Below are 22168 nucleotides of genomic sequence, written 5' to 3'. Positions count from 1 at the left end.
CAAAATTATTATAATATTAAATGCTAGAGCCCTTTTCTATCCTAATTTGATTGCCCTTATCTAAAACTACCACATCTCGCCTACCAATCTTACCGCTTAATAGAAAATCTGCTAAGGCGTTATTAACGTTCTCTTGAATCACACGACGTAAGGGCCTGGCGCCGAAAATAGGATCAAATCCTTTTTGTGATAACTCTTGAATTGCAGCATCAGTGGCCCTAAGAATAATTCCCTTGGCTAACATTTGTTTAACTAATTTATTAATCATTAACTGGGCGATTTTGGTTATTTCCGCCATTGTCAACGGCTTAAAGACAATAACCCCATCAAAACGATTAATAAATTCTGGCTTAAAGTATGTTTTAAGCTTTTCTCGCACTAAAACATCCTGAATTGTTGCCACGGCCACGTTATTTTTTATCTGCTCTTGTATAAAATCAGTGCCGGCATTAGAGGTGGCAATTAAAATTACATTGGTAAAGTCCACGGTCCGGCCCATGGCATCAGTTAAACGCCCATCGTCCATTAATTGCAAGAAAAGATTTAAAATATCCGGATGAGCTTTTTCGATTTCATCTAATAATAATAAGGTGAAAGGATTTTGCCTAACTTGCTCGGTTAATTGTCCGCCCTCTTCGCCGCCTGTCGCGCCAATTAAACGATTGATGCTTTCGGCGGTCTGATATTCGCTCATATCTAAACGAACCATTTTATTCTCATCGCCGAAATAAACTTCAGCTACGGTTTTAGCTAATTCGGTTTTACCAACGCCGGTTGGGCCCAAAAAGAGCAAATTAACAATTGGTCGCTTATTGTCGCGCAACTCCGCGCGAGCTCGACGCAAGGCCGAAGCCACCATTTCGACTGCTTCATCCTGACCGATAATTCTTTTGTGAATTTCATCCTCAAGGTTTAATAACTTTTGACTTTCTTGTTCGGTGATTTTAGTCACCGGAATGTTGGTTTTTTCCGCCACGATCGCAGCCACGTCTTCAGTTTGCACCACAGTTTGCCGACCGCGTTTGTTGCGAACAAAAATAGCCACTTCTTTCATCAAATTAATTGCCTTGTCCGGCAAAAATCTTTCCGAAATATAACGAACCGATAATTCTATGGCCTTGGTGAGTGATCCGTAAGAAAAGTAAACCTGTTCCTTTCCTTCAATTGACGCCGCATTGGCCTCCAAAATTTGGATGGTTTCATTTTTGCCCGGCTCTTCAACTTCTATTTTTTGCAAGGCCTCGCCCAAGCTCTTATTTTCGATGTATTTACGATAATCGGCCGTGGTTGTCGTGGCTATAGCTGTAAAAAGTTTTTTCTTTAAAGCATCAGCTAAAATTTCAGAAATGTCCAATTCGCCTTCCGTGGTTTTAACGCCGATCATATTATGAATATTGGGAATGAATAAAATAATATTGCCAGAACGAACTATCTCGCTCATTAAAAGCTGTAATCTCTGTTCAATTTCTCCGGGTCGTGAAGCACCGGCCACTAAGCTCGCCAACGACAAACTAACTAGTCTTTTATCGCGCAAAACCGAAGGCACATCTTCAGTGGTCATTCGTCTGGCAATACCATTAATGATGGTCGTTTTACCAACGCCAGGTTGGCCGACTAAAACCGCGCTGCCGTGTCCGCCTTCAATGGCTCGCAGAATTTCCGCATATTCTTTTTCTCGATCTAAACAATAACCCAAATAACCATAACGAGCCACCTGAGTTAAATCCTGACTAAAAGAATCCAAATTGGGCGTAGCAATGGCAGTCATGGCCCGATTCATAGCGCCCTTGGGTTTAAAACGCGCAGCGCCACGAAAGCGATGGTATTCTTTTTGTAAAGCTTCGTAAACCTTCACCCAAACCGAAACGTTTTTTATTTCATCTAAACCAATTTCTAAGTCATAAAAAATTTCTTTAATCACTCCTTCTGGCGCAGCTAAGGCTTCGAGAATTTTAAGGCAATCAACGTTAATCATTTTGTCTTGGCAAGCAAGTTCATAGGCCGTTAAAATTACTGCCTTACTGTCTTTGGAAATTTTGGGGTCTATCAGCCCAGAAACTTTTGGAGTAACGGCTAAAGCTCGAGCAACTTTTTCATTTAACTTGGGCCAGTTTAAGCCTAAACGATTAATTACCAAACTAATTTGCGAACTAGTCAACCCAGCAGCCAATAAATGAATCGGCAAAATTTCTGCGCTGCTCATTTTTTCGGCCAATTGCCAAGCGTTTAAAATTAATTTTTTGGCTTCGTCGGATAAAGAATCGGCAACGTTTATTTTAAATTTGGAGCTCAAATGATTAATTGTCATCCAGTCACTGGTCGGCGGTAATAAATTTTGCGTAGTTTTCGGCCAAATTTTGCGGCGCCTTTCCGTTAACTTTTCAAATCGATAAAATAAATAAGCGTCTGTGATAACAGAAATCCAAAAAATAAGTTGTAAAAAATTTTTGCTTTGAGTAAAAAAATTCCAGACTTTATCAAAATAATATAAATGAAAAATGCTTTGCGCCAACGCTAAAATACCCAAAAGGCCAAAGGCAAAAAGAGCCAAATTAATTAAAAACATGACGGCTATTTTTAATTTTAACCAAGCTAATTCAGTTTTGCTGAATCTTTTATACCAATACAACAAATAACCGCCGACCCAGGCGTACAGTCCTCGGCCACGGCAGGTTGGGCAAACCCGCTTTTCTAACCGACCAAATCCCCGACATGTCGGACAATATATGTATTCCATAAAATTAAAATAAGCTGGCTAAACGAATAATCTGAATAACTGCTATCGGAATTGTTACAATCCAGAGAATTAAAATTGCCAAGAAAAATATCGTACCTAAAACAAAAACAACCAACGAAAAGGCTAGTTGTAAAATTCTCATAAAAAAGCTGATGATTCTCCCTTGCCAGCTATATTGGCCAAACATCGGCTTAAACAAATTGGCTAAAAGTATTTTAATCGCCAAGTAACGGCTTAAATAATTCAAGTTGTCAATAAAGCCCTTGAGCCTTTTTATAAGCCCAATCGTATACCACCAAATCGGAAAATACAAAATATCTATCATAGAATCGCTTTAATATGCTTTAACCGTTAATAATTTCACCGGACCGGCAATAGAAAACGGACTATTGTCGGCATATTTACCGGTGGCTGTTAATTTTATTTCCACCAAAGAATTGTTGCTAATAAAAACATCTGTTGATTTAATGTTTAATTCGATCGTGCCTGAATCGGCCGATGATAGATTCTCAAGCGCGCCAATTTGCGCCTTACCCCAAACAATCGATCGAGCGTCGGCTGATGATTCGATCAGCCATGACTGTGAGTTTAAATTGCTTCCGCCGCTTTGCCATTGCCAAGACTTAGTGGTTAAATCTGACCAATTAAACAAGCTGGAATCAGAGAAAGACAATCTTAGTGTTAAGTCTTTTATATCTGCGGGTATATTATTATATGTTATATAAACGGGTATTTCCTGACTCGGAGCAAGCGCGCCTTCGCTAGCATCTATTAACAACGATAAGCCGACGTTTTCATTTCTAACGCTAACCTCCTGGCTACTTTCGGCCTGCAGAAATAATTTATTTTCATTGTCCGGCAAATCGGCTTTAACAATTAGCTGGGCCGTGGTTATATTAGAATCGCTAAAATAACCCCTAAACTTAATAATGCGCTCAGCGCGTGGGCCTAAATTTTTAACCGCCCAAACCAAGCGAGATTGGTTAAAAAATAAGTCTGAATCTGTTTGATTAAACTCTACGTTAAAACCGCTCGGCGCAATAAGTGATGCACTAACTTGATTAATGGTTTTATCAGAAGTATTAGACAAGTTGATCTGCCATTCGCTTTTTTGGCCAACCACGGCGTCATTCAGACCTATCAAACCTATGGTTAAAACTGGTCGGACAAAAATATTTTTAGCAAACTGCTTTTGGAAGTTGGAACTAAAGTCTTCTAACTGAAAATTTATTGTACCTTTAATCGTCTTGAAATCCTGTTCTGTTTTACTGGCTCCCAAAAAATAACCTTCAATGGAAATATTTTTACTTTCGCCTCTTTTAACTTTCCCTAACAGCCAGGTACATCCTGAAGTTAATTTCTCTTCGCAAGGCTGATCGGTATTGGTTAGAATAAAACCATCTGGAAAAACAACGTTCATTTCAGCAGACCTAAGATCTGATATTTCTCTGTTGGTTAATGAAAAACTATATCTATTAGTAGCTAAACTATCAACCATATTTTCTCCTTGTACGTCTAATTCTACCAACCTATCTCCCGCGCTGCCAGTCGAACGCCCGAAAATCAAAACGCTCGTTAAAATTGCTCCAGATATTAATAAAATTAATATCACAATAACGATAATCAGTTTATGCAAAAGGGATGATCTTGTGCCCGAGCTGTTAAGAGCGGCCTTTCGAGCCATATGCAATATTTAAAAAAATAAATTTTTTACCAAGCGAGCGAGCGCTGGCAATAAGGGCGACGGTCCTTTACTTACCGCCTTGAATTTTCTTCGCCACCTCAGAAGTTGAGCTTAGGGTTTCAATAAAAGCCACCTGATCTTTATTTATTCTCACTTCATTGGTTGGCCCATAAATTTCCGATCCTACGGCCATTAAATTATATCCCTCATTCTCATTAGCGGCCTGTAGATAATGTGCTTCGCGTAAAACAATGGTCTTTTTGGTTTCACTCACCACCTTGCCAAAATAGGCCTGGCCACTAGTTAAAAATACTGCCTTGTAAGATCTGGTATTGCCAACCAAAGAAGAAGCTTGACTGGTTAAGTAAATGGAAATACCGATTAAAATTACAATAATAATGACCAGCAAAAAGATGAAACACGGCCAAAATCGCTTTCGGCAACAAGAAGCGGTCTTCCCGGTTTCTGGATTTAACATTGGATTTGTATTTTCCATAAATTTTAAATTAAAAAATTAATAAATTAAACTGCTTGTTGATAGGCATCTAATGTTTCTCTGGCCGTAGCCTCCCAATCAAATTGCGCAACCCATTTTATGCCTTCGCGCCGCAACTCTTGAGTCAACCCTGGTTTAGTCAAAATTTCTAAAATTGCCCGATAAATTTCCGAAACATTGTATGGATCAACTAATAGCGCATTGCCACCACTGGTCTCTGGTAAAGAAGAAATATTACTAGTGATAACGGGTACGCGATCAGCCATGGCCTCGATAACTGGCAAACCAAAGCCCTCATAAAGAGTTGGAAAAATAAAAATTTTGGCTCCTTCAAATAAAGGATCGACGTCATCTGGCATAATGTAACCCGTGACAATAATGTCGTTTTTATATTTTGATTGACTTGTCTTTTTCTTAATCTCTTTGAATCCGAAGCCCGGCGAACCGGCTAAAACTAATTTATAACCATTATTAATTTTTTCTCTTAATCTTTCATAGGCTTCGATAATGCGAATAATATTTTTCCTTTTTTCTAAAGTGCCCAAAAATAATAAATATTCTCCTTTTATATTTAATTTATTTTTTACCCGATCAATGTCTTGACGTGAAGTATTTCTTAAAAATCTTTTATCAAGGCCGTGATAAATGACTTTTATCTTGTCTTTGTCTACCTGTAAAAGATCTATTAAATCTTTTTTGGTGGTTTGAGAAACAGCAATAATTTTTTTTGCTTTTTGAACAATTTGCGGAATAACATTCTTAAGGGAACTTGCTTGACGATTGGTATAAAGCTCGGGGAATTTATAAATCGCTAAATCATGAGCAGTCACTATGGTGTTGCCGGGATAAGCTAGGGGCAAATTTAACGCAGGAGAATGAAAAACATCTAGCTTAAATTTCATCAAATTTGCGCTGGTTAAAAAATTACTATAACTGCTCGGTAAAAATCTTTTATACTGACTGAATGGGAAAAATTTTATGAAAACGTTTTCTTTTTTAAATTTATCCAACCGACGCTTCTCAATACTACGATCAAAAAACAAAAAATAGTCATTTTTTTTATCAATCATTAATAAATGCCGCACTAACTGATAAGTATAATGACCAATACCCGCGCCCTCGCCGTGATCAGGATTTAAAATTGTCCGACAATCTATACCAATACGCATAAATGAGTAATGTTTTAATAATATTATAAGGCCAAGTAATATTATAATAAAATCGGCGAAACAAGTAAAGCCAAAAATGCCCTATACTATAATTATAGTAATTGTCTTGATAAAATCTGTCAAATGCGCTAAAATCATCATATGAATCCAGTTTATAATAAAAAAGCTAATTTTGATTACGAAATTCTAGAGGCTTATGAAGCCGGTCTTTTGCTTACCGGCCCAGAGGTTAAATCTGCCAAACGTGGCTCTCTCGACTTGGGCGGCAGCTATATTGCCATTGATAAAACCTTAACCCCCTGGCTGATTAACGCTAATATTTCTGCTTATGCGCCGGCCAAACAAGTCCAACAAAATTATGATCCGACTAGGTCTCGTAAATTATTGCTTAAAAAACATGAATTAATTAAATTAAGCACTAAGGCTAAAACCCAGGGCTTGACAATCATCCCTATTAAGGTGTATACTAAAGGTGGCCTGGTAAAGATAGAAATCGGTCTAGCCAAGGGCAAGAAAAAACATGATAAACGCGAAGACCTTAAAAAAAGAGATACTGACCGCAAAATCCAGCAAGCCTTAAAAAATTATTAAATCAGCTCAAAAGTTCTTTAAATAGTCAAGCAAACGAAGAAAAGAAAAATATTTTTTCTTTTCTGATCCGCCATTCACTAACCAGCGAAGGCAAGGGCGAATAGCGGAGCTGACAACACAGGGCTTAATGCCCTCTTTATATATGGGGATGTTTAAAAATTGACGAGGCTCACAAGAAATAAAAACGGCTTTCCGTTTGAGAGTTACCGTTATTCTCTCGCAATTACAAATGCCAATAACTTTGCATTTGCCACTGCCTAATTTTTGTTAGGTAGTGAGTCGAGAGCGTGACTCCTGCTAGTACTCTCGGCTTTATTCAGCAGGATCGACTATTTGATTGCGCCCTCGGTCAGGTAGTTTAGAAAATCTGGGCTCTGGTTGGAGCGTTTTTGTCTGGTTCTTACGCTCTGATCGAGAAACAAACCAGAATATGAAAGTAAGTGTTTTTATTTCTTAACCTACGGACGCGGGTGCAATACCCGCCATCTCCACCAGTTTTCCAAAAATTTTCATAAAATTTTTAGGAAAACTGAGTGCCCGGATTCGCCGATAGGCGAAGAAGGGCAGCATTAATGCTTTTAATATGTCTAAACCCTGGTTTATATATATTGTTCGTTGCCGCGACAATTCTCTATATACCGGGATAACAATAGATATTGATAAAAGGATTAAAGATCATAACCAAGGACTTGGCGCTCATTACACTAAAACCAGAGGGCCGGTTAAATTGGTTTATAACGAAAAACACCCGAATCGATCGTCTGCCTTGAAAAAAGAAATTCTTATCAAATCATGGCGACGCAAAAGAAAAGAGGCATTTATCGCGTCTTAACTATTGACTAAAATTTAACTGTCTATTAAAATAGAATCTCCTACTAAGTTGTAATCTATTAATTTTGAAGTATTATCGCATCAACAATCGAATCAGGGCTCCACAAGTCCGACTTATTGACGAAGAGGGCAATTTTTTGAACGTGGTCAGCATCGAAGAAGCGCTAGAAAAAGCCAAAGAAAAAGGATTAGACCTAGTGGAAATCAACCCCACACAAAATCCACCTATTGCTAAAATTATGGACTTCGGACAATTCCGTTACGAAGAAACCAAAAAAGATAAAGTCAAAAAAACCAAAAAAGCTGAGATAAAGTGTATTCGCCTTTCGCCGCGCACCGGCAAGCATGATCTTGAAGTTAAGGCCAAACAAGCAAAAAAATTCTTCGAAGAAGGAGATAAAATCCGCATTGAAATGTTCTTGCGAGGTCGGGAAAGAATGCATCAAAATATAGGAGAAAAAAATATTAACGAATTAATTGCCTTATTGGGTGAAGATATTATAATAGAGCAACCCATTGCTCGTCTGGGCAACAAATTAAATATTATCATTGCCCGTAAGTAATCTAAAAATATTATGGCCATGAAAACAAAAAACATTATCAGTAAAAGAGTAAAACTGACAAAAAAGTCTAAAATTTTTCACAAAGCTTGCGGACAAAATCATTTTAACGCCAAAGAATCTTCAAGAGTTACTAAAAACAAACGCCGTAATCTGGAAATGTCAAAATCTTTCAAAAAAACTATTCTTCGTTCTGTTTAATTAATTTAAAAATTTCAGAATATTTTATGTCTAGAATTAAAAGAGGAAAGCTACACTTAAAACGTCGAAAAAACCTACTTAAAAAAACTAAGGGCTATAGGTGGGGCAGAAAAAGCAAAATTAAATTGGCCAAAGTCGCCGTTTATAAAGCCGGCAGCTATGCCTATCGCGATCGCCGTAACAAAAAAAGAGCGGCTCGCGCTCTTTGGCAAATTAAAATAAACGCCGCTTGCCGAGAAAATGGCACTAAATATTCTAGCCTTATTAACGCTTTAAAGAAAAATAATATTGAACTTGACCGCAAGGTTTTGGCCGAACTAGCAATGAACTGCCCTGCTGTTTTCCAAAAACTAGTTGAATCAGTAAAATAACTACTACGAATTACGAATTGATTACGATGGTCCGTTGGTGTAGCCCGGTTTAACACGTCGCCCTGTCACGGCGAAGATCACGGGTTCAAATCCCGTACGGACCGCCAGATAAAAATAAAATTAAAATACAAAAAGAGCCAAAAGGCTCTTTTTGATTATATGCTCCCAAGAGGAATCGAACCTCTATCACAGGTTCCGCAAACCTGTACTCTATCCGTTGAGCTATGGGAGCCTAATCTTTAAATTTTCAGCCAGCGATTAATTCTGTCAGTAATATTTTCATACGGGCGATCTAATTCTTCGGTTAAATATTGTTTTAAGGCATCGCGAAGTTCAAGGGGATTTTGATCATTAAGTGGAATAGAAAAATCCGACAACATAAAGTTTTTTAAATCAATATATAATAATTTTGCCTGCGGCGGGCGATAAACAATGCGAAAACTTCTGATATTGTCCCATTCATAAAATTTCCCGCCGACCTGAATTCCATCTTCGAATATTGCGCAACTTAAATCCATAGGCTGGCGGCGCGAATGTAAAACCAAAATAATAATAACTAAAACCGTGATTAAGGCAAACAAGAAATTATTACTTAAAACCGAATAAATGATTAAAGCCAAGCCGATTAAACTAATTAAGACATACCAAGCTCTAGTGCGCTGATAATGAACATATTCGGTAAAGTTCCATTCCACTAATTTTTCACCGCGATCGACCATCTCAGCATCGTTTTGTGTTTGTTTTTCTTCGGCCATAAAATTAAAAATTTAATGGTTATTTATAAATAGGGTTGATAAACTTTTTTAGCTAAATAGTTTTTAATAATCGCCATGCTGGGCGGAAAAATCGGCGAAGGCAATTTATCCAGCTCAAACCAACGCCACTCTGTGATTTCGTCGGGCTCCATAATTTTAGGCTCACCGGTAAAATCATCACACAAAAAGCCCATAGTCACAAAATGCGCATCAGGTCGAACGTCGTTGGTGACACTGATTAAATTAAAAGAGTTTATTTTAACTCCAATTTCTTCTTTTACCTCGCGCCGGCAACCATCTTCAAAGCTCTCACCGAAATCTAGTTTTCCACCAGGCATAGTCCAGGTGCCTTCACCATGTAAAGCGCTTGAAGCTTTTTCCGCGTCTTCGTGGCGATGACCAAGTAAAACTTTGCCATCTTTTAAAATCATAATACCGATCCCAGCGCCAATTTTTCTATTTTCGGTCATAAAATTATTTTACACTATTTATAATTTTAACCAAGATGTTTAAATCTAGGAACTTTCTGACCATTAACCTCAACCTCTTCGCAAAACATTTTCGCTGGCCTGACCCACAAAGCATTATGGCCAAATTCCGGAGAATCGAAAAGCGCCCGATAAACAACTAATTCTTTAAATGTTTCGCTGTGGCAAGCTAAGCCAATAACTTCGTAACACTTACCTTTATAATGTTGATATTTGCCTATTTTAATTTCGTTCATAAATTGTTATTTTGCATAACCATTATAAACTATTCTTGCTTCTTTGTCTAGATTAATCGATTACCTCGCAACAGACCCGCCTAACGGCAAGTAGGCCGAAGGATATTGAGGCTAGAATAAAAGACGCTCTTTTGGGCGTCATCTTATTTTTATAGATAAAATACTTAAAAAATCGGATTGCCGTCTGGATAATAATTTAACTCTGCCGGGTTTACCTGGATAATGTCGTTAAAATTAAAATTATTATTAACCATGGCTTCGGGTGTGGTTATCCACCTTTTAATTCCCTGATCAAACAAATAAACCTTATCATCGCCAACTGCTCTAATTAACGTATCATCAGGCAACGCATTAATTAGGTCGTCGCTAATCGTAACTATTTCATTTGTCTTACCATAAAAACCAAGCATTTGTAAATTCAGCATCGGTCGCTTAAAGCCAGAATTGATCAAATAAACCATCGGCGAACTTTGACTTTTAACAAATTTTAAAAGTTTCCTTGAATTTAGATTTTTAATCGGCAAAATATCGTTCCAATCACCGCCCAATCGTTGAAAAACCTGCGGCGTTCTTAACCAAACAACTCTGTCGTTAATAAATAACCAAACTCTTGAGTCGCCCACTTGTCTGAGAAAAATGTTTTGATTATTCTCTGATTCTGATGGCATATTAGTTGTGTTTTGGTTTTGATTATTTTCTTCTGGAAGCGGAACTATTGGAACATAAGGCGAAGGAAAAGAATTATTACTGCTATTACCACCCTCGGATATTGAAGTAACCTTCGTTGAGGATAAACAAAAGATTGGCGGCGAACAAACCACATCAAAAGCGGTTCCCAGCCAAGCATTTTTTGAATTGGCGCTGTCTTCTAATTGTGTCCAGAAAAGATAATTATATCCCCCACTATCTGTTAAATAGCCATATTGATATTCGGAATCAACGCCTTGTGGTTCGGCGATAAAACCTGAATTATATTTCTTATAGCCATTACTGGTAGCCGAATCCAAAATGCTTCTTAAACTAGCCCATTGAACGGTTTTTTCGTCCTTGTCCACGTTAACTATCGGATAGACTTGAAAGTCTTTATGATAACGTTCAACTATGTTAACCATTGATTTTAAATTTGAAATTCTCTTACTGTCCCTTGAAGCCGCGCCGCTTGGCGAACGATCTTGCATTTCGACCTGCAAATAAATGGTATATAATTTTGGCGTAACCAAAACGTCGTTAGTGGCAAAATATAAAGTTAAATGCAGCTTTCGAGTCCTATTTGTCGGCGCAAAGGCTTGGCCCCAACTTAATGTATGCTGAACTACATTTTGGTCAAAACTAACGTATGGTATAATAGATGTTCCGGCCGGTAAGCTAGAAATATTAGAAATGGTTAGACGAAGAATGTCCTGATTAAAAGAAATGTCATTTGTCTGTAAAATAGCCGAATTAATATATTGCCCATTTGAAGTCGGTAAAGAATAAAAACCAGATTGCCAATAAGTGGTGGTTTTGCTGGTATTAACGTAATTTTTTGAAGTAAAATTGGCCGTCCAAATAGTTTGGGTAATCGGCGTAGCTACTGCAAAAACATCCCTCGCGCTCGAGAGAGATAAAATTAATAAAGCAATAATCACTACTAATTTCTTCATATATATCATTAAAGCAAAAAAATATTCTTTTGTCAATCCCCGATTAATTTGCCAGAAAACATCAGAAGTCGACTCACAATGAGCCGACTTCTAATAAATCTAAATACCGAAAAATATCTTGGCGGTGGGGGCGACCTGCCTACCGGCAGGCAGGGATTTCCGCCAGTAAGCGGATGGTTTTCAAGACCCCGCATCAGAGCGGAAGGGGCGAGATTCGAACTCGCGGTACCTTGCGGTACTCCGGTTTTCAAGACCGGTGCAATAGTCCACTCTGCCACCCTTCCGCTCTATTGCGGGACAAGCCAGTGTAATAGTCCCTGCCTACCGCCTACCTGACGGCAGTCAGGACAGGCAGGCACTCTGCCACCCCACCACACTGAAAACCGAGATATCTAGAGCAAAAATAAACGAAAAGTCCAGATCTATCGTTTAAGCGCTTCGGGCAAATATAACAGGAAAATGCCAACCACGACCAGACTAAGTGGCAATAATTTATGTCTAAAAGATTTATCGCGCGTCATTTTACCAAATTTTCTCTCCATTGCACTTTCAAATAACAAAACTGCTAATGGCTGAATTGAAGCCATTGAAGAAACGATTGTCGCTGAAAGGCCGGACATGGCTAAATAAGTAGTTAAAATTCCCAAAAAAGTGAAGGTCTCTATTAAATATGCCCATTTTATATTTTTTAATTCTGACCAAAACCAACGACGATTTTCATTTTTGAATAAAATAGTTAAAGCAGTTAGCCCGGCAAAAATGCCGGTAATAGATACGCCATTTAATTCGGGTAATTTTTCCGTAGATACTTTTATATTGAATTCATAAAGTGACACAACTACAATCATCGAAATAAGCATCCAGATGCCGGTTTGCCATTTAAGTTGGCTAACACGAACTGACAAAATAACGATGCCGCTCAAAGTAATAATCATGCCTAAATAGCTAAAAAGCGACAATCGCTCATGCAATAACAAAAAAGACAAAATCGCAATAATAATCGGATAAATGTATAACAAGCCAACAAAATGCGAAACGTCTTCTTTTTGTAAAATCAAATAATAAAAAAAGAATTGCGCGCCAAACAAAATTCCAGAAATAACGGAAAAAACAGTATCTTTTAGTTGAATATCAGACCAGTTCAAAAAAATCGCCAAGACTACGCCAATGGTTAAATTGGCAAGTCCGGCTACGGCAGCAAAGCTTAAGGGCTTCTGTACTTTGTGGACAATCACGTATTTATCTAAAACATTCATGAACGCCCAAATGCAAGGAGCCAAGATGGCAAACACCAGTGCCATGACCATAGAAAATCTTTTGTTTATTGTCTTAACATTTCTTTTATAACTACCGCTTGATTATGTTTCTCGTCTTTAGCTCCGTAAAGCAGGGTTAATTTCTTTCGTTTTTTTGATAGGTTCGCTAATTGAATTAGTAAATCTTGTTTCCCCCTGAGTTCTTGCTTGTAGTTTTTCTTAAACCCCATCCACCTGTCTTCACGATGAGAAAACCATTTTCTTAACTCATTACTTGGTCCGATATCTTTCAACCACAAATTAATTTTAGCCCTACTTTTACTAATACCTCTCGGCCAAAGCCGATCGACAAGGACGCGGAAACCGTCATCCTTTTTATATGGTTCATAAATTCTTTTTAATGCGATCATAATAATTACTTTATTATAAACAAAATATATGCCATTAATTATTATGCAAAAACTAATTAAAAAAATAATTAATAAACATTTTAACTTAAAAGAATTTTAACGGCCGAAGCAACGACAACAATAGAAAAAACAGCCTTAACCCATTTATTGCCCTTTTTAATAGCCGTATGGGCGCCTATATATCCGCCGATAAGCATGCCCAAAAAAAGCACAACGCCAACTCGATAATCAATAATCTTATTAAAAATAAAAATAATTACTGCCGACAAAGAAAAGGCCGAATAAGAAAAAAGCTCAGTAGCATTGGCTTTAATTATCGAAAGACCGAAAAACAAAATAACAATACTCATGCTTATGCCGCCTAAGCCGCCCAAAAAACTTGCTATTATCGCGACAATAAAATACAAAAAGCATCCTAAAATTTTTCTTGCGCTAGAAACTTCTTTTTCTACAATACCAAAATCTTTTTTAAGAAATATAGTCGGAACCAAAACAATCAAAGAAGCGCCAATTAATTTCTGAAGGAAGACGATATTTGAAGAAAGTAATATTTTCGACCCAATAATGCTGCCCAAAATACCGGCGATAGACAAAAAAATGGCGTACTTCCACACGATTTGCTTTTCTTTAATAAATTTGTATAAACCGCCAAGACTAAGACCAAGACCGCCAAATTTATTAGTGGCTAAAGTTATTTGTGGAGGAACGCCAAGAAAAATTAAAAAAGGTATTGAAATCAACCCACCACCGCCAGCAACGGCGCCAAGAAATCCGGCGACAATACCAATAAAAATAGTAGCGACTAATTTTATCTCGACCATTTATATTATAATCTATGCTGCTAAAAAAATTTTTATCTTCTTTATTAACCCCCTATAATCAACCTTGGTAAAATCGGTTGTATCTACTTTTATGGTTTTGCCCTTCAATTTAGGCGGAATAGAAAAACCTTTTATAATCTTAGCCCTTAATTCTCTTTGCCTTAAATGATCTAAATATCCCTTATGCCGATGGCCAGACGCTACCCTCTCTTGATATCTATCCCAAAGAACAATGCCAGATGACTTAAGATTGATTTGTAAAGATTTAAACTTATATTGTTTCTGTAATTTTTTTAATTCTTTCCTAACCTCTCTTCTCCAAAAAGTCGAATCAATTATTAAATTCTGGTTGCAAGTAAAAAGTAATTTCAAAATATTAAACATGATGGCAAAGCCGGCTTCTCGATCTTTTCTAAACATCACTAAATTAGAACAATTAAATATATCAAACAGTATTTCCCTTATCGAGTCACAACTAACTATAGGCAAACCAAAAACGCTTGCTACTTTTTTCGCTAAAGTAGTTTTCCCCGTACATGGGGGTCCGGATATTATGATCACCTTCGATACAGACATAAACCCATTAAAAAATAATGTTATATCTGACGAAAAGACCTCCAATATCCAACTATTTAAATAATATAATATGCTGGGGCGTACGTCAAGGACATGTTGAACTAACCAAAAAGCCCCACTTGCGGAGCTTTTTGATTATGTAATAAATATTTTTGCTGGCGGGACACTCTGGTTAAGTACCCCGTATATATAGAAATTATAAAGCTTATTTGGCGACTTGTCTAGTGCTAATTTTGAAGCACGTGGGTTGCTAGGCCGACCTTATGCAGCCCAAAATGCGACAAATGAGACACTATAAAAAGGAGTGCTTTGTGTCTCTTTTTGCTAAGATACCCTTCTTCTCTATCCAGAAGAACATTAACTACCTTAATCTACTGTGCCAAGTTTGGCCCGTTAAATAGAATGAAAGTTTATATATGAAAAAACAGATTAAATCAAAGAAGGGATTAAAAAATATTTTAAATCCCCCACCAATTATAAATAGGACCATTAAAAAGGTGCCGGCAATTATATGATAAATTAAACTGCCAATTCTCCATTGGCAAATTTTGACCAATGCAGCGAAAAACAAAAAAGCTAAAATATATGGCCAATATAATTTTAAAATCATTTTGACCACTTCGTTCATCCATAAAGCCGCCATATCATAACCCTGATCAACAATGCTCTGAAATAATTTTGGTGTAATAAATTGAATCATGATTGTTGTCTCTCAATGATTGACTTAGCCTGTATAATAACCCTTTTTACGTCATCTTTAGTTTTAAATCTTAAATGGAAATCAGTAATTTTAATTGTTTCAATTGCTATACGATTTAAACACATTAATGATCTAATATACTCTGCCCTATCATCAAGTTCTCTAATCAGTCTAGCCATAAATTTTCCATGAGCAGACTCTGACAAGCTCCGATATATAAAATACCATTCATTCCCATCTAGAAGATTTGAACGCTTCATCATTTCTTTCATTGACGGAAACGCATCAAGACTACTTAAATTTATACTATCAATATCTTGGTAGGTACCATCGCTTACTTTCTGATAGTGATTATTAAAAGATTTCATCCCCTCTGTATGATTGTTTGTTTTTTCTTGATCATACATTATCTTACAAACTTTAAGAGCCTCCATCATGGCAATATTTTTTTGTTCTTGCGGATTTTGCTGGGTAAAATAATCTAATCTAAAAAAATTTTCTAAAACACTTCTAGCGGGATAAAAGGCAAACTTTCTGTTTTTCCCCTTTCCCAATGAAATAGCAAATTTTATGTTTTCCCATATATCATCTAATGTTTTCTCAAAATAGAGAAACCTTTCTGCGTCTGGATTACCAAATTTTTTAATATTTTTTAGTGATTGTTTTTGAATCTGCGCAACATTAATAATAATTTTTAGCGCGAACTCTATTCGAGTCTTCTTTTGAACAGCACTTAATTTATTCCATAAATCTAAATTTATTCCATCATTATCCATAAAATATTTTTATTTTAATAACTTATCTAAATTAACTTCTTCATACTCTACGTGGAACGACCCATCTTTATTTTGCACCATATGACTCTTTGGCTTGGATGGTAAAACTTCTGAATTTTCTTTAATCATTAAAACCTCGCAATGTGTATGCCCGTTTTCATCTGTTATAATTCTTGCTTTAAGTTTACCATTGCGAATGAACTTACGAACGGTAGCTGCTTTCATCTTAAAATAATGATCAAATTCCCAAACAGCATACCAACTATCACGATCCTTACAAACTTCTACTGGAATGATATTATTCTCAACAGCTTTCTGGCATAGAGGGCATTTAATACCATTTTGATCATACCAACAAACTGTACCATCAACATGATTTTTGCACACACAACAAGTATATTCCCCAGCATCTATGTGAACCCCCTTGGGGCTGTCTTTTAATTTCTCTTTCCATCGAAATTCCTTCAGTTCGCACTCATAAAGAATCTTATAAAAATTAAGCAGATTGGTCCCCTGTTCGAGAGCTTCTTGGTCTGATATTTCTTGACCATAATGTTCTTTGTATATCCTTTTATATTCCTCGATAGATTTCTTAGACAGCATAAAATTATAACATCGTATAGTTCTCTAAAAGCTGACGAGGCTTAAAGCAAGATTAGTACCTAATCATATGTTTGGTTTTATCAACCAAAACAAATGTCCAGGCTCTGCCTTGATAAGGCGGGACGCGATCGCCCTTAGAAAGGGTGATCTCAAAAGTAGTGCCGACCGGCCTATATTGACCAGAGATTGGCGCTATCTGTCCTGTCTTAACCGAAATTCGTTCATTCATAAAACAGTACGTCAATTATTGTTAATTAAACTCGGACTGTTCAACCTTTAAACCAGCCCTCCAAGAATCATCGTAAAATAACTCTTGGAGGGGGTAAAGGTGATTAGTCTGAGATAAAAGAAACATAAATCGGGCGCCGTTTTTCCTCGCCAGCTTTTAAAGAACTATAAATACTATTAATCTATTTTAGGTTTCTTAATTACTTGGATTACCTTACCGTTAATCATATAATTATCATCACGGTGTATATAGATGGGTGGAATATTTTCTGTTGATTCAGATAATAAAGTTATTTTATTTTTCTCTCTGATAAACTTCTTAATATTGGCAACATCATCAATAACAGATAAAACATAATCTTTGTTTTGTGGGTTTCGATAACTACTATCGATCAAAACATAATCGCCATCATCAATATGCATTCCTTTGTGATCAACATCGGCCCTATTCAAAGATGAACCAACGGCTCTAATGGCAAAGATATTTTTTGTAACTCGAGGCAAAAATCTTTTTGATATCCTAAGATATCCTTGAATATTTTGTTCAGCCAAAAGAGTGGCCGGGCCACAATTAGCCGCGCCAAGAATGGGAATGGGAACTAAACCGCTATCGCTCTCTATTCCCTTTGATATTTTTCTAATCTCTTTTTTTGATTGATCCCAATAGATGAGTCCTCGTTTCTTCAATTGTAAAAGATGATGCCTAATTATATGGGGTTTATCCTTTATCCCAATTAACTCACCAATATCACGCAAAGACAGGCCATTCAGATTGTGTGTTTTCATTAATTCTAATAATTTAAGTTGTGTTTTATGAATAGTCATATGCAATTATCATAACATCATTTTAAAAACTGTCAAGTGTATACTATGTTCACAGGGTTCACGATATGTGGATAACTTTTCTTGCCAAAATATATTCTTGTTTTATACTATAAATAACAATTTAATACAGACCGCGTAATTCCGCCGATAGGCTACGATAACATTAGCCATCGAATCAAGATAATCACCAACCTAGGTTGATCTCCAACATGTACAACGCGGCCCAAAAAAGGGTTACATCAATTTTTGATGAATTCTTTTTTGGGTCGCTTTTGTTTATTTAATTTATTAATCATTAATTTAATACCTATGGAAACTTCTGTCGCGAAGTCAATTCTAAAGGTCGAGTACGTTTCAATTGATCAACTAAAACCGTGTGAATATAATCCACGAGTCTGGTCAGATGAAACAAGCAAAAATCTAAAAGAATCAATTGCTAAATTCGGACTAATTGATCCTTTAATTGTTAATTCAGCGTTAAACCGCAAAGGGGTGGTGTTAGGCGGGAATTTTCGGTTAAAGATTGTCAAAGAATTGGGCTTTACCACCGTGCCCATTGTTTGGGTTGATATCCCAGGCCTAGAGCTTGAGAAAGAAATCAATCTTCGCCTCAATAAAAACACCGGTGAGTTTGATTGGAACATTTTGGCTGATTTTGGCGAAAAGATGCTGGGCGACGTTGGATTCTCTTCGGAAGAGATGGATAACATCTTTGGCATTGACGAAAGCCCAGAAATATTTGATCTAAAGAAAGAATTGGATAAATTAAACATTTCTCAAATTGAGATTCAAAGGGGCGACGTTTGGCAATTAGGTAATCACCGCTTAATGTGCGGCGATTCAACTATTGAAAATGACGTCTTGAGGCTAATGGGCAATGAAAGTGCAGATATGTGTTTCACTGACCCACCTTACCTCTTAGATTATTTAAAAGGCAAAAAGAAGCACGGCGAAGCAATCGAGGGATTTGGTTTAAAGCGAGATCGCAAATATCTGGAAACAGATGAATTGCCGCCGGACTTTACCGAAAAATGGATGGCTAATGTTGCCAAGATTCAAAAGTCCGACTTTTCAATTATTGTCTTTGAAAATCCCAAGAATCTTAAAACTATTTGGTTGGAATTAGAGAAACACTGGAAATACAGAAATACGATTACTTGGCATGTGCCAAACAGATGCCAGGGCTTTGCAGCTAAATATAAATTCTTCAATAAGACAGATATTGCCGCCGTGGGAACCCAGGGGAAAGTTGATTTGAATTTGGGGCCCGAAGAAGGATTACTGCAAGAGGAATATGAAAACGCTCTTTACGCCACTTCCGGCAAACCGCATTGGGAAAGCTACGAAGCCGGCAAGAAATATTGCCCCACCGATTATATCGAATATACGGCCGCCGACGAGAAAAGCTCAGGCCAAGGGATTATCTTCGGAACCAAACCGCTTGAAGTTCTTATCCCCTATCTCAAGGTTTTAACCAAGAGAAATGACTTAATTATTGAGCCGTTTGGCGGCAGCGGATCAACACTGATCGCTGCCGAGAAGATGAAACGTCGCTGCTATCTAATGGAGAAGTCGCCCGTCTATGCAGAGGTTATTCGGAACCGATGGGAAAAGCTAACCGGAGTTAAAGCGCACAAGGTTTTATGAAGACCAAAGAAATAAAAAGAAATCTGCTTGAGCAACTAAAGAGGGTCCCCATAGTTCAGTTTGCCTGTGAAAAGGTCGGGCTCAACAGAAGCAGCTATTATCGTTGGCGCAAGGAAGATAAAGCCTTTGCCCGATTAGCCGATGATGCCATTTCTGATGGATCGTCACTAATCAACGATATGGCTGAAAGTCAGTTGCTCAGCTTGATAAAAAAAGGAAATATCACGGCCATTATTTATTGGCTTAAGAATCACCATTCGCAATATGCCGAGAAACTGCACACAGTAAAAGAAGCGTATTATGAAGAATTAAAGCCGGAGCAAATTAAATTGTTAAAAATAGCCACGGAAGTGGCAAAAGAGGAATATGACAAATCAGGAATCCCGCCAAAAACAGACGGAGCTGGTGCCAAGAAGGAACGAGACCCAGCCGATTGGGACCATTTTTGAACAGATAAAAACAAGCCGCCGATTCCGACAAGAACTTGCCAAGCAAAGTCACTATTGGTTTTCAAAAATTTACTTGGCTGATCATTTAAGCTATCCTTTGGCTATTTTCCACAAACAGATGCTGACTATCACAGAAGATCCCTCATATCGATTGGTTAACATAATCGCTTTTCGCGGTTCAGGCAAAAGCACCATCATGAATCTTTCGAACATTATTTGGTCAATCATCGGCAAACCGCAAAAAAAGTTTGTGCTGATTCTAAGTCAGCACAAAAAACAAGCCAAGCTTCATCTGGAAAATATAAAATACGAACTGGAAAGCAATGAACTATTAAATAATGACTTCGGCGGCTTCCGTCAAGATCATGAAGATTGGGGGCCAAACCATATTTTGCTAAAAAAATACGGAGCCATGATTATGGCTGCCGGATTACGGCAAAATATCAGGGGAATAAAATTCGGACAGCATCGACCCGACCTGATTATTTGTGACGATTTGGAAGACAGGCAATCCGCGAAAAATTACAAAGAAGGCAAAAGGATGTGCGAATGGTTTAAAAATGAGATTATGCCGGCCGGCGATAAATCAACCAACATTGTCGTATTGGGCAATCTATTAGACAATTCATCATTGATTATGAAGCTTTATAGGGAAATTGTTCAGAATCGGATTGCCAATGCTGCCTGCTGCATTTATCCCCTCTTGGATGATAATGATCGAAACCTTTGGCCGGAGAAATTCAAACCCGAAGATATTGAAAGAATAAAAAGCAGTTGCTCGGATGAATTAATTTGGCTACAGGAATATTTACTAGTAACCGGCCCTCGAACTCGCGAATTTTATCCACCAGCGCTTTATGAAAAATATTTCGGTCAATATTTAAGTCCTGAAGAGAGAGAAAAGAGAAATATTCATCCTGATTTTTGCATCAGTGCTCCCTATAGCTCAAAAAGCGTCGGTCCAAATGGAGAGGTGGTAACGGTAGAAGACTGGAACCATTTCCTTGAGCTCATGGAGAGCAAGGAGAAAACACGAGAATATCTTATAGATTATAATAAGGAGGGAGGCATGATTAGTAAGCCATGGCCACCACCTAAAAATAATAGCTCAACAAACGGATAACTATTTGCATGGTTCGTGAAGAGTCTTGGTAGGATAAACCTTTGATAGCTCTACTTCGCTTGAAAACTGTTTCAGGTATTTTGGGCTAAGATTTTTCCATGCCAAATCTGTATCACAATAATAGGTTTTAGAGGTGTAGTAAGATGAGGTGTAAAAAACATGCCCCGTAGCTGCTGGTGTGGCCGGAACTGGGGATTGTGTATTGGCTTGACTATCACAGGCGCCGTCGGCCCATAAGCCCAATTTATTGGTTTGGGCTGATCTCTCGGCCTCTTTAAACTCTGTTTGGTATTTATACGGCAAATTGTACGTATATTCATGACCATAACCGTTAGCGATCATCCACTTGTTAAAGAAGGTACCGTCTTCCAAAAAAGCATAACGAAGCAAGCGGCCATATTTATCAAGATCGCCTTGAGATGAATCGGCTTCGAGTTTTACTTTTTTGCTAGACAATAACTCTTTGGCCTTATTTGATGCCGCAACTCCAAAACATTGAACTGGCTTTCTTGGGTCAACAGTTTCTGGCGTATCAAGGCCGATCAAACGAATGCTTTTTTCTGAGCCATTGATTGAGACCTTAAAAGTATCGCCGTCAACCACCTTAGTGACAGAATAATAGTCGGGGATTTGATTATTATCCACCACACTATTATCTTTATTGTTAATGACAACATTGTTTTGAAGGTTTTGCACCACCTCGTTTGCTGCTTCTGTCGGACTATTAGTTTGATTAACAACATTGTTTGTTGGCTGGTTTATTAAATTAGTGGTCTGGCTTGAACAGCCAGTCAAAGATAAAGAAACTAGAAAAAGACAGAGAATAAATAGCCAATTAATAACCTTGTTTTTCATAAAATAAAATTACTATTTGGCGGAAAACACAAAGCTCGCCGCCAGCGATAGCTTGCGCTACCCATACCCCCTTTCGAGGATATGACCGGTAAAGGAGCTCTGACGACGAGCTTAATATCCTTTACCGGTTTTTATTG

27 protein-coding genes, 3 tRNA genes and 1 other RNA gene are annotated in these 22168 nt (G+C 37.5%); 10 read left to right on the top strand and 21 right to left on the bottom strand.

Annotated elements, in window-relative coordinates:
• Positions 1–16: 16 nt before the first annotated feature.
• The 5 genes from PHV78_02740 to PHV78_02720 all read right to left on the bottom strand — a co-directional run bounded on the left by PHV78_02740 (position 17) and on the right by PHV78_02720 (position 6086).
• A complete protein-coding gene (locus PHV78_02740) occupies positions 17–2737 on the bottom strand; it encodes an AAA family ATPase (GenBank protein ID MDD5396140.1) in 2721 nt (906 codons plus the stop codon).
• Between the two features lie 4 nt (positions 2738–2741).
• Entirely contained in the window at positions 2742–3062 is a 321-nt protein-coding gene (locus tag PHV78_02735; protein MDD5396139.1) for a hypothetical protein, read from the bottom strand.
• 9 nt (positions 3063–3071) lie between these two features.
• Positions 3072–4421 (bottom strand): hypothetical protein, encoded by a 1350-nt coding sequence (locus PHV78_02730; GenBank protein ID MDD5396138.1) that lies wholly within the window; start codon positions 4419–4421, stop codon positions 3072–3074.
• Between the two features lie 67 nt (positions 4422–4488).
• Positions 4489–4917 carry a hypothetical protein gene (locus PHV78_02725; GenBank protein MDD5396137.1) on the bottom strand — a complete coding sequence of 143 codons (429 nt, stop codon included), beginning with the start codon at positions 4915–4917 and terminating at the stop codon, positions 4489–4491.
• A 26-nt stretch (positions 4918–4943) separates the two neighbouring features.
• Complete coding sequence (locus PHV78_02720) at positions 4944–6086, bottom strand: glycosyltransferase family 1 protein (protein MDD5396136.1); 1143 nt, start codon at positions 6084–6086, stop codon at positions 4944–4946.
• A 141-nt stretch (positions 6087–6227) separates the two neighbouring features.
• Between PHV78_02720 and smpB the strand changes: the two genes are divergently transcribed.
• The 7 genes from smpB (at position 6228) to PHV78_02685 (ending at position 8747) form a co-directional block, all read left to right on the top strand.
• Positions 6228–6677 carry an SsrA-binding protein SmpB gene (gene smpB, locus PHV78_02715; protein ID MDD5396135.1) on the top strand — a complete coding sequence of 150 codons (450 nt, stop codon included), beginning with the start codon at positions 6228–6230 and terminating at the stop codon, positions 6675–6677.
• Positions 6678–6821: 144 nt separating this feature from the next.
• Positions 6822–7171, top strand: a transfer-messenger RNA (tmRNA) gene (gene ssrA, locus PHV78_02710).
• 89 nt (positions 7172–7260) lie between these two features.
• Entirely contained in the window at positions 7261–7509 is a 249-nt protein-coding gene (locus PHV78_02705) for a GIY-YIG nuclease family protein (GenBank protein MDD5396134.1), read from the top strand.
• A 64-nt stretch (positions 7510–7573) separates the two neighbouring features.
• Positions 7574–8071 (top strand): translation initiation factor IF-3, encoded by a 498-nt coding sequence (gene infC, locus PHV78_02700; GenBank protein ID MDD5396133.1) that lies wholly within the window; start codon positions 7574–7576, stop codon positions 8069–8071.
• Positions 8072–8083: 12 nt separating this feature from the next.
• Entirely contained in the window at positions 8084–8269 is a 186-nt protein-coding gene (locus PHV78_02695) for a hypothetical protein (protein MDD5396132.1), read from the top strand.
• Between the two features lie 26 nt (positions 8270–8295).
• A complete protein-coding gene (rplT, locus tag PHV78_02690) occupies positions 8296–8640 on the top strand; it encodes a 50S ribosomal protein L20 (GenBank protein ID MDD5396131.1) in 345 nt (114 codons plus the stop codon).
• Between the two features lie 28 nt (positions 8641–8668).
• A tRNA-Asp gene (locus PHV78_02685) sits at positions 8669–8747 on the top strand.
• A gap of 53 nt (positions 8748–8800) precedes the next feature.
• On the opposite strand, the gene PHV78_02680 is transcribed toward PHV78_02685, so the two are convergent.
• From PHV78_02680 to PHV78_02610, 15 genes are all read right to left on the bottom strand, one after another.
• A tRNA-Arg gene (locus PHV78_02680) sits at positions 8801–8872 on the bottom strand.
• 7 nt (positions 8873–8879) lie between these two features.
• Positions 8880–9395: a hypothetical protein gene (locus tag PHV78_02675; protein ID MDD5396130.1), complete on the bottom strand. Its 516-nt coding sequence runs from the start codon at positions 9393–9395 to the stop codon at positions 8880–8882.
• Between the two features lie 23 nt (positions 9396–9418).
• Positions 9419–9865: an NUDIX domain-containing protein gene (locus tag PHV78_02670; protein ID MDD5396129.1), complete on the bottom strand. Its 447-nt coding sequence runs from the start codon at positions 9863–9865 to the stop codon at positions 9419–9421.
• Between the two features lie 26 nt (positions 9866–9891).
• The gene (locus PHV78_02665) at positions 9892–10119 is read right to left on the bottom strand and encodes a DUF1653 domain-containing protein (protein MDD5396128.1); all 228 of its coding nucleotides are present in this window, start codon (positions 10117–10119) and stop codon (positions 9892–9894) included.
• Between the two features lie 164 nt (positions 10120–10283).
• Entirely contained in the window at positions 10284–11762 is a 1479-nt protein-coding gene (locus tag PHV78_02660; protein MDD5396127.1) for a hypothetical protein, read from the bottom strand.
• Between the two features lie 199 nt (positions 11763–11961).
• Positions 11962–12046: transfer RNA gene (locus PHV78_02655), tRNA-Ser, on the bottom strand.
• 138 nt (positions 12047–12184) lie between these two features.
• Positions 12185–13069: an EamA family transporter gene (locus PHV78_02650; protein ID MDD5396126.1), complete on the bottom strand. Its 885-nt coding sequence runs from the start codon at positions 13067–13069 to the stop codon at positions 12185–12187.
• A 14-nt stretch (positions 13070–13083) separates the two neighbouring features.
• Positions 13084–13428 (bottom strand): DUF488 family protein, encoded by a 345-nt coding sequence (locus tag PHV78_02645; GenBank protein ID MDD5396125.1) that lies wholly within the window; start codon positions 13426–13428, stop codon positions 13084–13086.
• A gap of 80 nt (positions 13429–13508) precedes the next feature.
• Complete coding sequence (locus PHV78_02640) at positions 13509–14249, bottom strand: sulfite exporter TauE/SafE family protein (protein MDD5396124.1); 741 nt, start codon at positions 14247–14249, stop codon at positions 13509–13511.
• A 12-nt stretch (positions 14250–14261) separates the two neighbouring features.
• A complete protein-coding gene (locus tag PHV78_02635; protein MDD5396123.1) occupies positions 14262–14825 on the bottom strand; it encodes an AAA family ATPase in 564 nt (187 codons plus the stop codon).
• Positions 14826–15186: 361 nt separating this feature from the next.
• Positions 15187–15525, bottom strand: a complete 339-nt coding sequence (locus tag PHV78_02630) for a hypothetical protein (GenBank protein ID MDD5396122.1) — start codon at positions 15523–15525, stop codon at positions 15187–15189.
• Positions 15522–16301, bottom strand: a complete 780-nt coding sequence (locus PHV78_02625) for a hypothetical protein (GenBank protein MDD5396121.1) — start codon at positions 16299–16301, stop codon at positions 15522–15524. The genes PHV78_02630 and PHV78_02625 overlap by 4 nt, the downstream gene beginning before the upstream one ends.
• 9 nt (positions 16302–16310) lie before the next feature.
• On the bottom strand, positions 16311–16904 hold the full coding sequence (locus tag PHV78_02620; protein ID MDD5396120.1) for a hypothetical protein: 594 nt from the start codon (positions 16902–16904) through the stop codon (positions 16311–16313).
• A gap of 52 nt (positions 16905–16956) precedes the next feature.
• Positions 16957–17133 carry a hypothetical protein gene (locus PHV78_02615; GenBank protein MDD5396119.1) on the bottom strand — a complete coding sequence of 59 codons (177 nt, stop codon included), beginning with the start codon at positions 17131–17133 and terminating at the stop codon, positions 16957–16959.
• A 176-nt stretch (positions 17134–17309) separates the two neighbouring features.
• A complete protein-coding gene (locus PHV78_02610; GenBank protein MDD5396118.1) occupies positions 17310–17957 on the bottom strand; it encodes a S24 family peptidase in 648 nt (215 codons plus the stop codon).
• A gap of 309 nt (positions 17958–18266) precedes the next feature.
• Here PHV78_02610 and PHV78_02605 point away from each other — a divergent pair, with 309 nt between their 5' ends.
• From PHV78_02605 to PHV78_02595, 3 genes are read left to right on the top strand one after another with little or no spacing between them, the layout of a single operon-like run.
• On the top strand, positions 18267–19604 hold the full coding sequence (locus PHV78_02605; GenBank protein ID MDD5396117.1) for a DNA methyltransferase: 1338 nt from the start codon (positions 18267–18269) through the stop codon (positions 19602–19604).
• Positions 19601–20053, top strand: coding sequence for a hypothetical protein (locus PHV78_02600; GenBank protein ID MDD5396116.1), 453 nt, complete (start codon positions 19601–19603; stop codon positions 20051–20053). The genes PHV78_02605 and PHV78_02600 overlap by 4 nt, the downstream gene beginning before the upstream one ends.
• Positions 19971–21176, top strand: coding sequence for a hypothetical protein (locus PHV78_02595; GenBank protein ID MDD5396115.1), 1206 nt, complete (start codon positions 19971–19973; stop codon positions 21174–21176). The genes PHV78_02600 and PHV78_02595 overlap by 83 nt, the downstream gene beginning before the upstream one ends.
• Here the strand turns inward: PHV78_02595 and PHV78_02590 are convergent, their stop codons facing one another.
• Positions 21177–22031: a thermonuclease family protein gene (locus PHV78_02590; GenBank protein ID MDD5396114.1), complete on the bottom strand. Its 855-nt coding sequence runs from the start codon at positions 22029–22031 to the stop codon at positions 21177–21179. It abuts the gene before it with no gap.
• Positions 22032–22168 lie beyond the last annotated feature (137 nt).

The sequence above is a fragment of the Patescibacteria group bacterium genome, assembly GCA_028715115.1.
In the GTDB taxonomy this organism is placed as follows: Bacteria; Patescibacteriota; Patescibacteriia; order UBA2591; family UBA4787; genus JAQUSN01.
The sequence above is the reverse complement of the archived record's forward strand: the minus strand, read 5'-3'. Positions and strand labels throughout refer to the sequence as shown.

Coding starts and splice junctions, on each gene's coding strand:
- PHV78_02730 (MDD5396138.1), bottom strand. CDS start 4,421: ATGGCTCGAAAGGCCGCTCTTAACAGCTCGGGCACAAGATCATCCCTT.
- smpB (MDD5396135.1), top strand. CDS start 6,228: ATGAATCCAGTTTATAATAAAAAAGCTAATTTTGATTACGAAATTCTA.
- PHV78_02665 (MDD5396128.1), bottom strand. CDS start 10,119: ATGAACGAAATTAAAATAGGCAAATATCAACATTATAAAGGTAAGTGT.
- PHV78_02595 (MDD5396115.1), top strand. CDS start 19,971: ATGACAAATCAGGAATCCCGCCAAAAACAGACGGAGCTGGTGCCAAGA.
- rplT (MDD5396131.1), top strand. CDS start 8,296: ATGTCTAGAATTAAAAGAGGAAAGCTACACTTAAAACGTCGAAAAAAC.
- PHV78_02610 (MDD5396118.1), bottom strand. CDS start 17,957: ATGACTATTCATAAAACACAACTTAAATTATTAGAATTAATGAAAACA.
- PHV78_02640 (MDD5396124.1), bottom strand. CDS start 14,249: ATGGTCGAGATAAAATTAGTCGCTACTATTTTTATTGGTATTGTCGCC.
- PHV78_02630 (MDD5396122.1), bottom strand. CDS start 15,525: ATGATTCAATTTATTACACCAAAATTATTTCAGAGCATTGTTGATCAG.
- PHV78_02645 (MDD5396125.1), bottom strand. CDS start 13,428: ATGATCGCATTAAAAAGAATTTATGAACCATATAAAAAGGATGACGGT.
- PHV78_02635 (MDD5396123.1), bottom strand. CDS start 14,825: ATGTCTGTATCGAAGGTGATCATAATATCCGGACCCCCATGTACGGGG.
- PHV78_02650 (MDD5396126.1), bottom strand. CDS start 13,069: ATGGTCATGGCACTGGTGTTTGCCATCTTGGCTCCTTGCATTTGGGCG.
- PHV78_02625 (MDD5396121.1), bottom strand. CDS start 16,301: ATGGATAATGATGGAATAAATTTAGATTTATGGAATAAATTAAGTGCT.
- PHV78_02605 (MDD5396117.1), top strand. CDS start 18,267: ATGGAAACTTCTGTCGCGAAGTCAATTCTAAAGGTCGAGTACGTTTCA.
- PHV78_02695 (MDD5396132.1), top strand. CDS start 8,084: ATGGCCATGAAAACAAAAAACATTATCAGTAAAAGAGTAAAACTGACA.
- PHV78_02620 (MDD5396120.1), bottom strand. CDS start 16,904: ATGCTGTCTAAGAAATCTATCGAGGAATATAAAAGGATATACAAAGAA.
- PHV78_02705 (MDD5396134.1), top strand. CDS start 7,261: ATGTCTAAACCCTGGTTTATATATATTGTTCGTTGCCGCGACAATTCT.
- PHV78_02725 (MDD5396137.1), bottom strand. CDS start 4,917: ATGGAAAATACAAATCCAATGTTAAATCCAGAAACCGGGAAGACCGCT.
- PHV78_02720 (MDD5396136.1), bottom strand. CDS start 6,086: ATGCGTATTGGTATAGATTGTCGGACAATTTTAAATCCTGATCACGGC.
- PHV78_02670 (MDD5396129.1), bottom strand. CDS start 9,865: ATGACCGAAAATAGAAAAATTGGCGCTGGGATCGGTATTATGATTTTA.
- PHV78_02735 (MDD5396139.1), bottom strand. CDS start 3,062: ATGATAGATATTTTGTATTTTCCGATTTGGTGGTATACGATTGGGCTT.
- PHV78_02615 (MDD5396119.1), bottom strand. CDS start 17,133: ATGAATGAACGAATTTCGGTTAAGACAGGACAGATAGCGCCAATCTCT.
- PHV78_02600 (MDD5396116.1), top strand. CDS start 19,601: ATGAAGACCAAAGAAATAAAAAGAAATCTGCTTGAGCAACTAAAGAGG.
- PHV78_02675 (MDD5396130.1), bottom strand. CDS start 9,395: ATGGCCGAAGAAAAACAAACACAAAACGATGCTGAGATGGTCGATCGC.
- PHV78_02660 (MDD5396127.1), bottom strand. CDS start 11,762: ATGAAGAAATTAGTAGTGATTATTGCTTTATTAATTTTATCTCTCTCG.
- PHV78_02740 (MDD5396140.1), bottom strand. CDS start 2,737: ATGGAATACATATATTGTCCGACATGTCGGGGATTTGGTCGGTTAGAA.
- PHV78_02590 (MDD5396114.1), bottom strand. CDS start 22,031: ATGAAAAACAAGGTTATTAATTGGCTATTTATTCTCTGTCTTTTTCTA.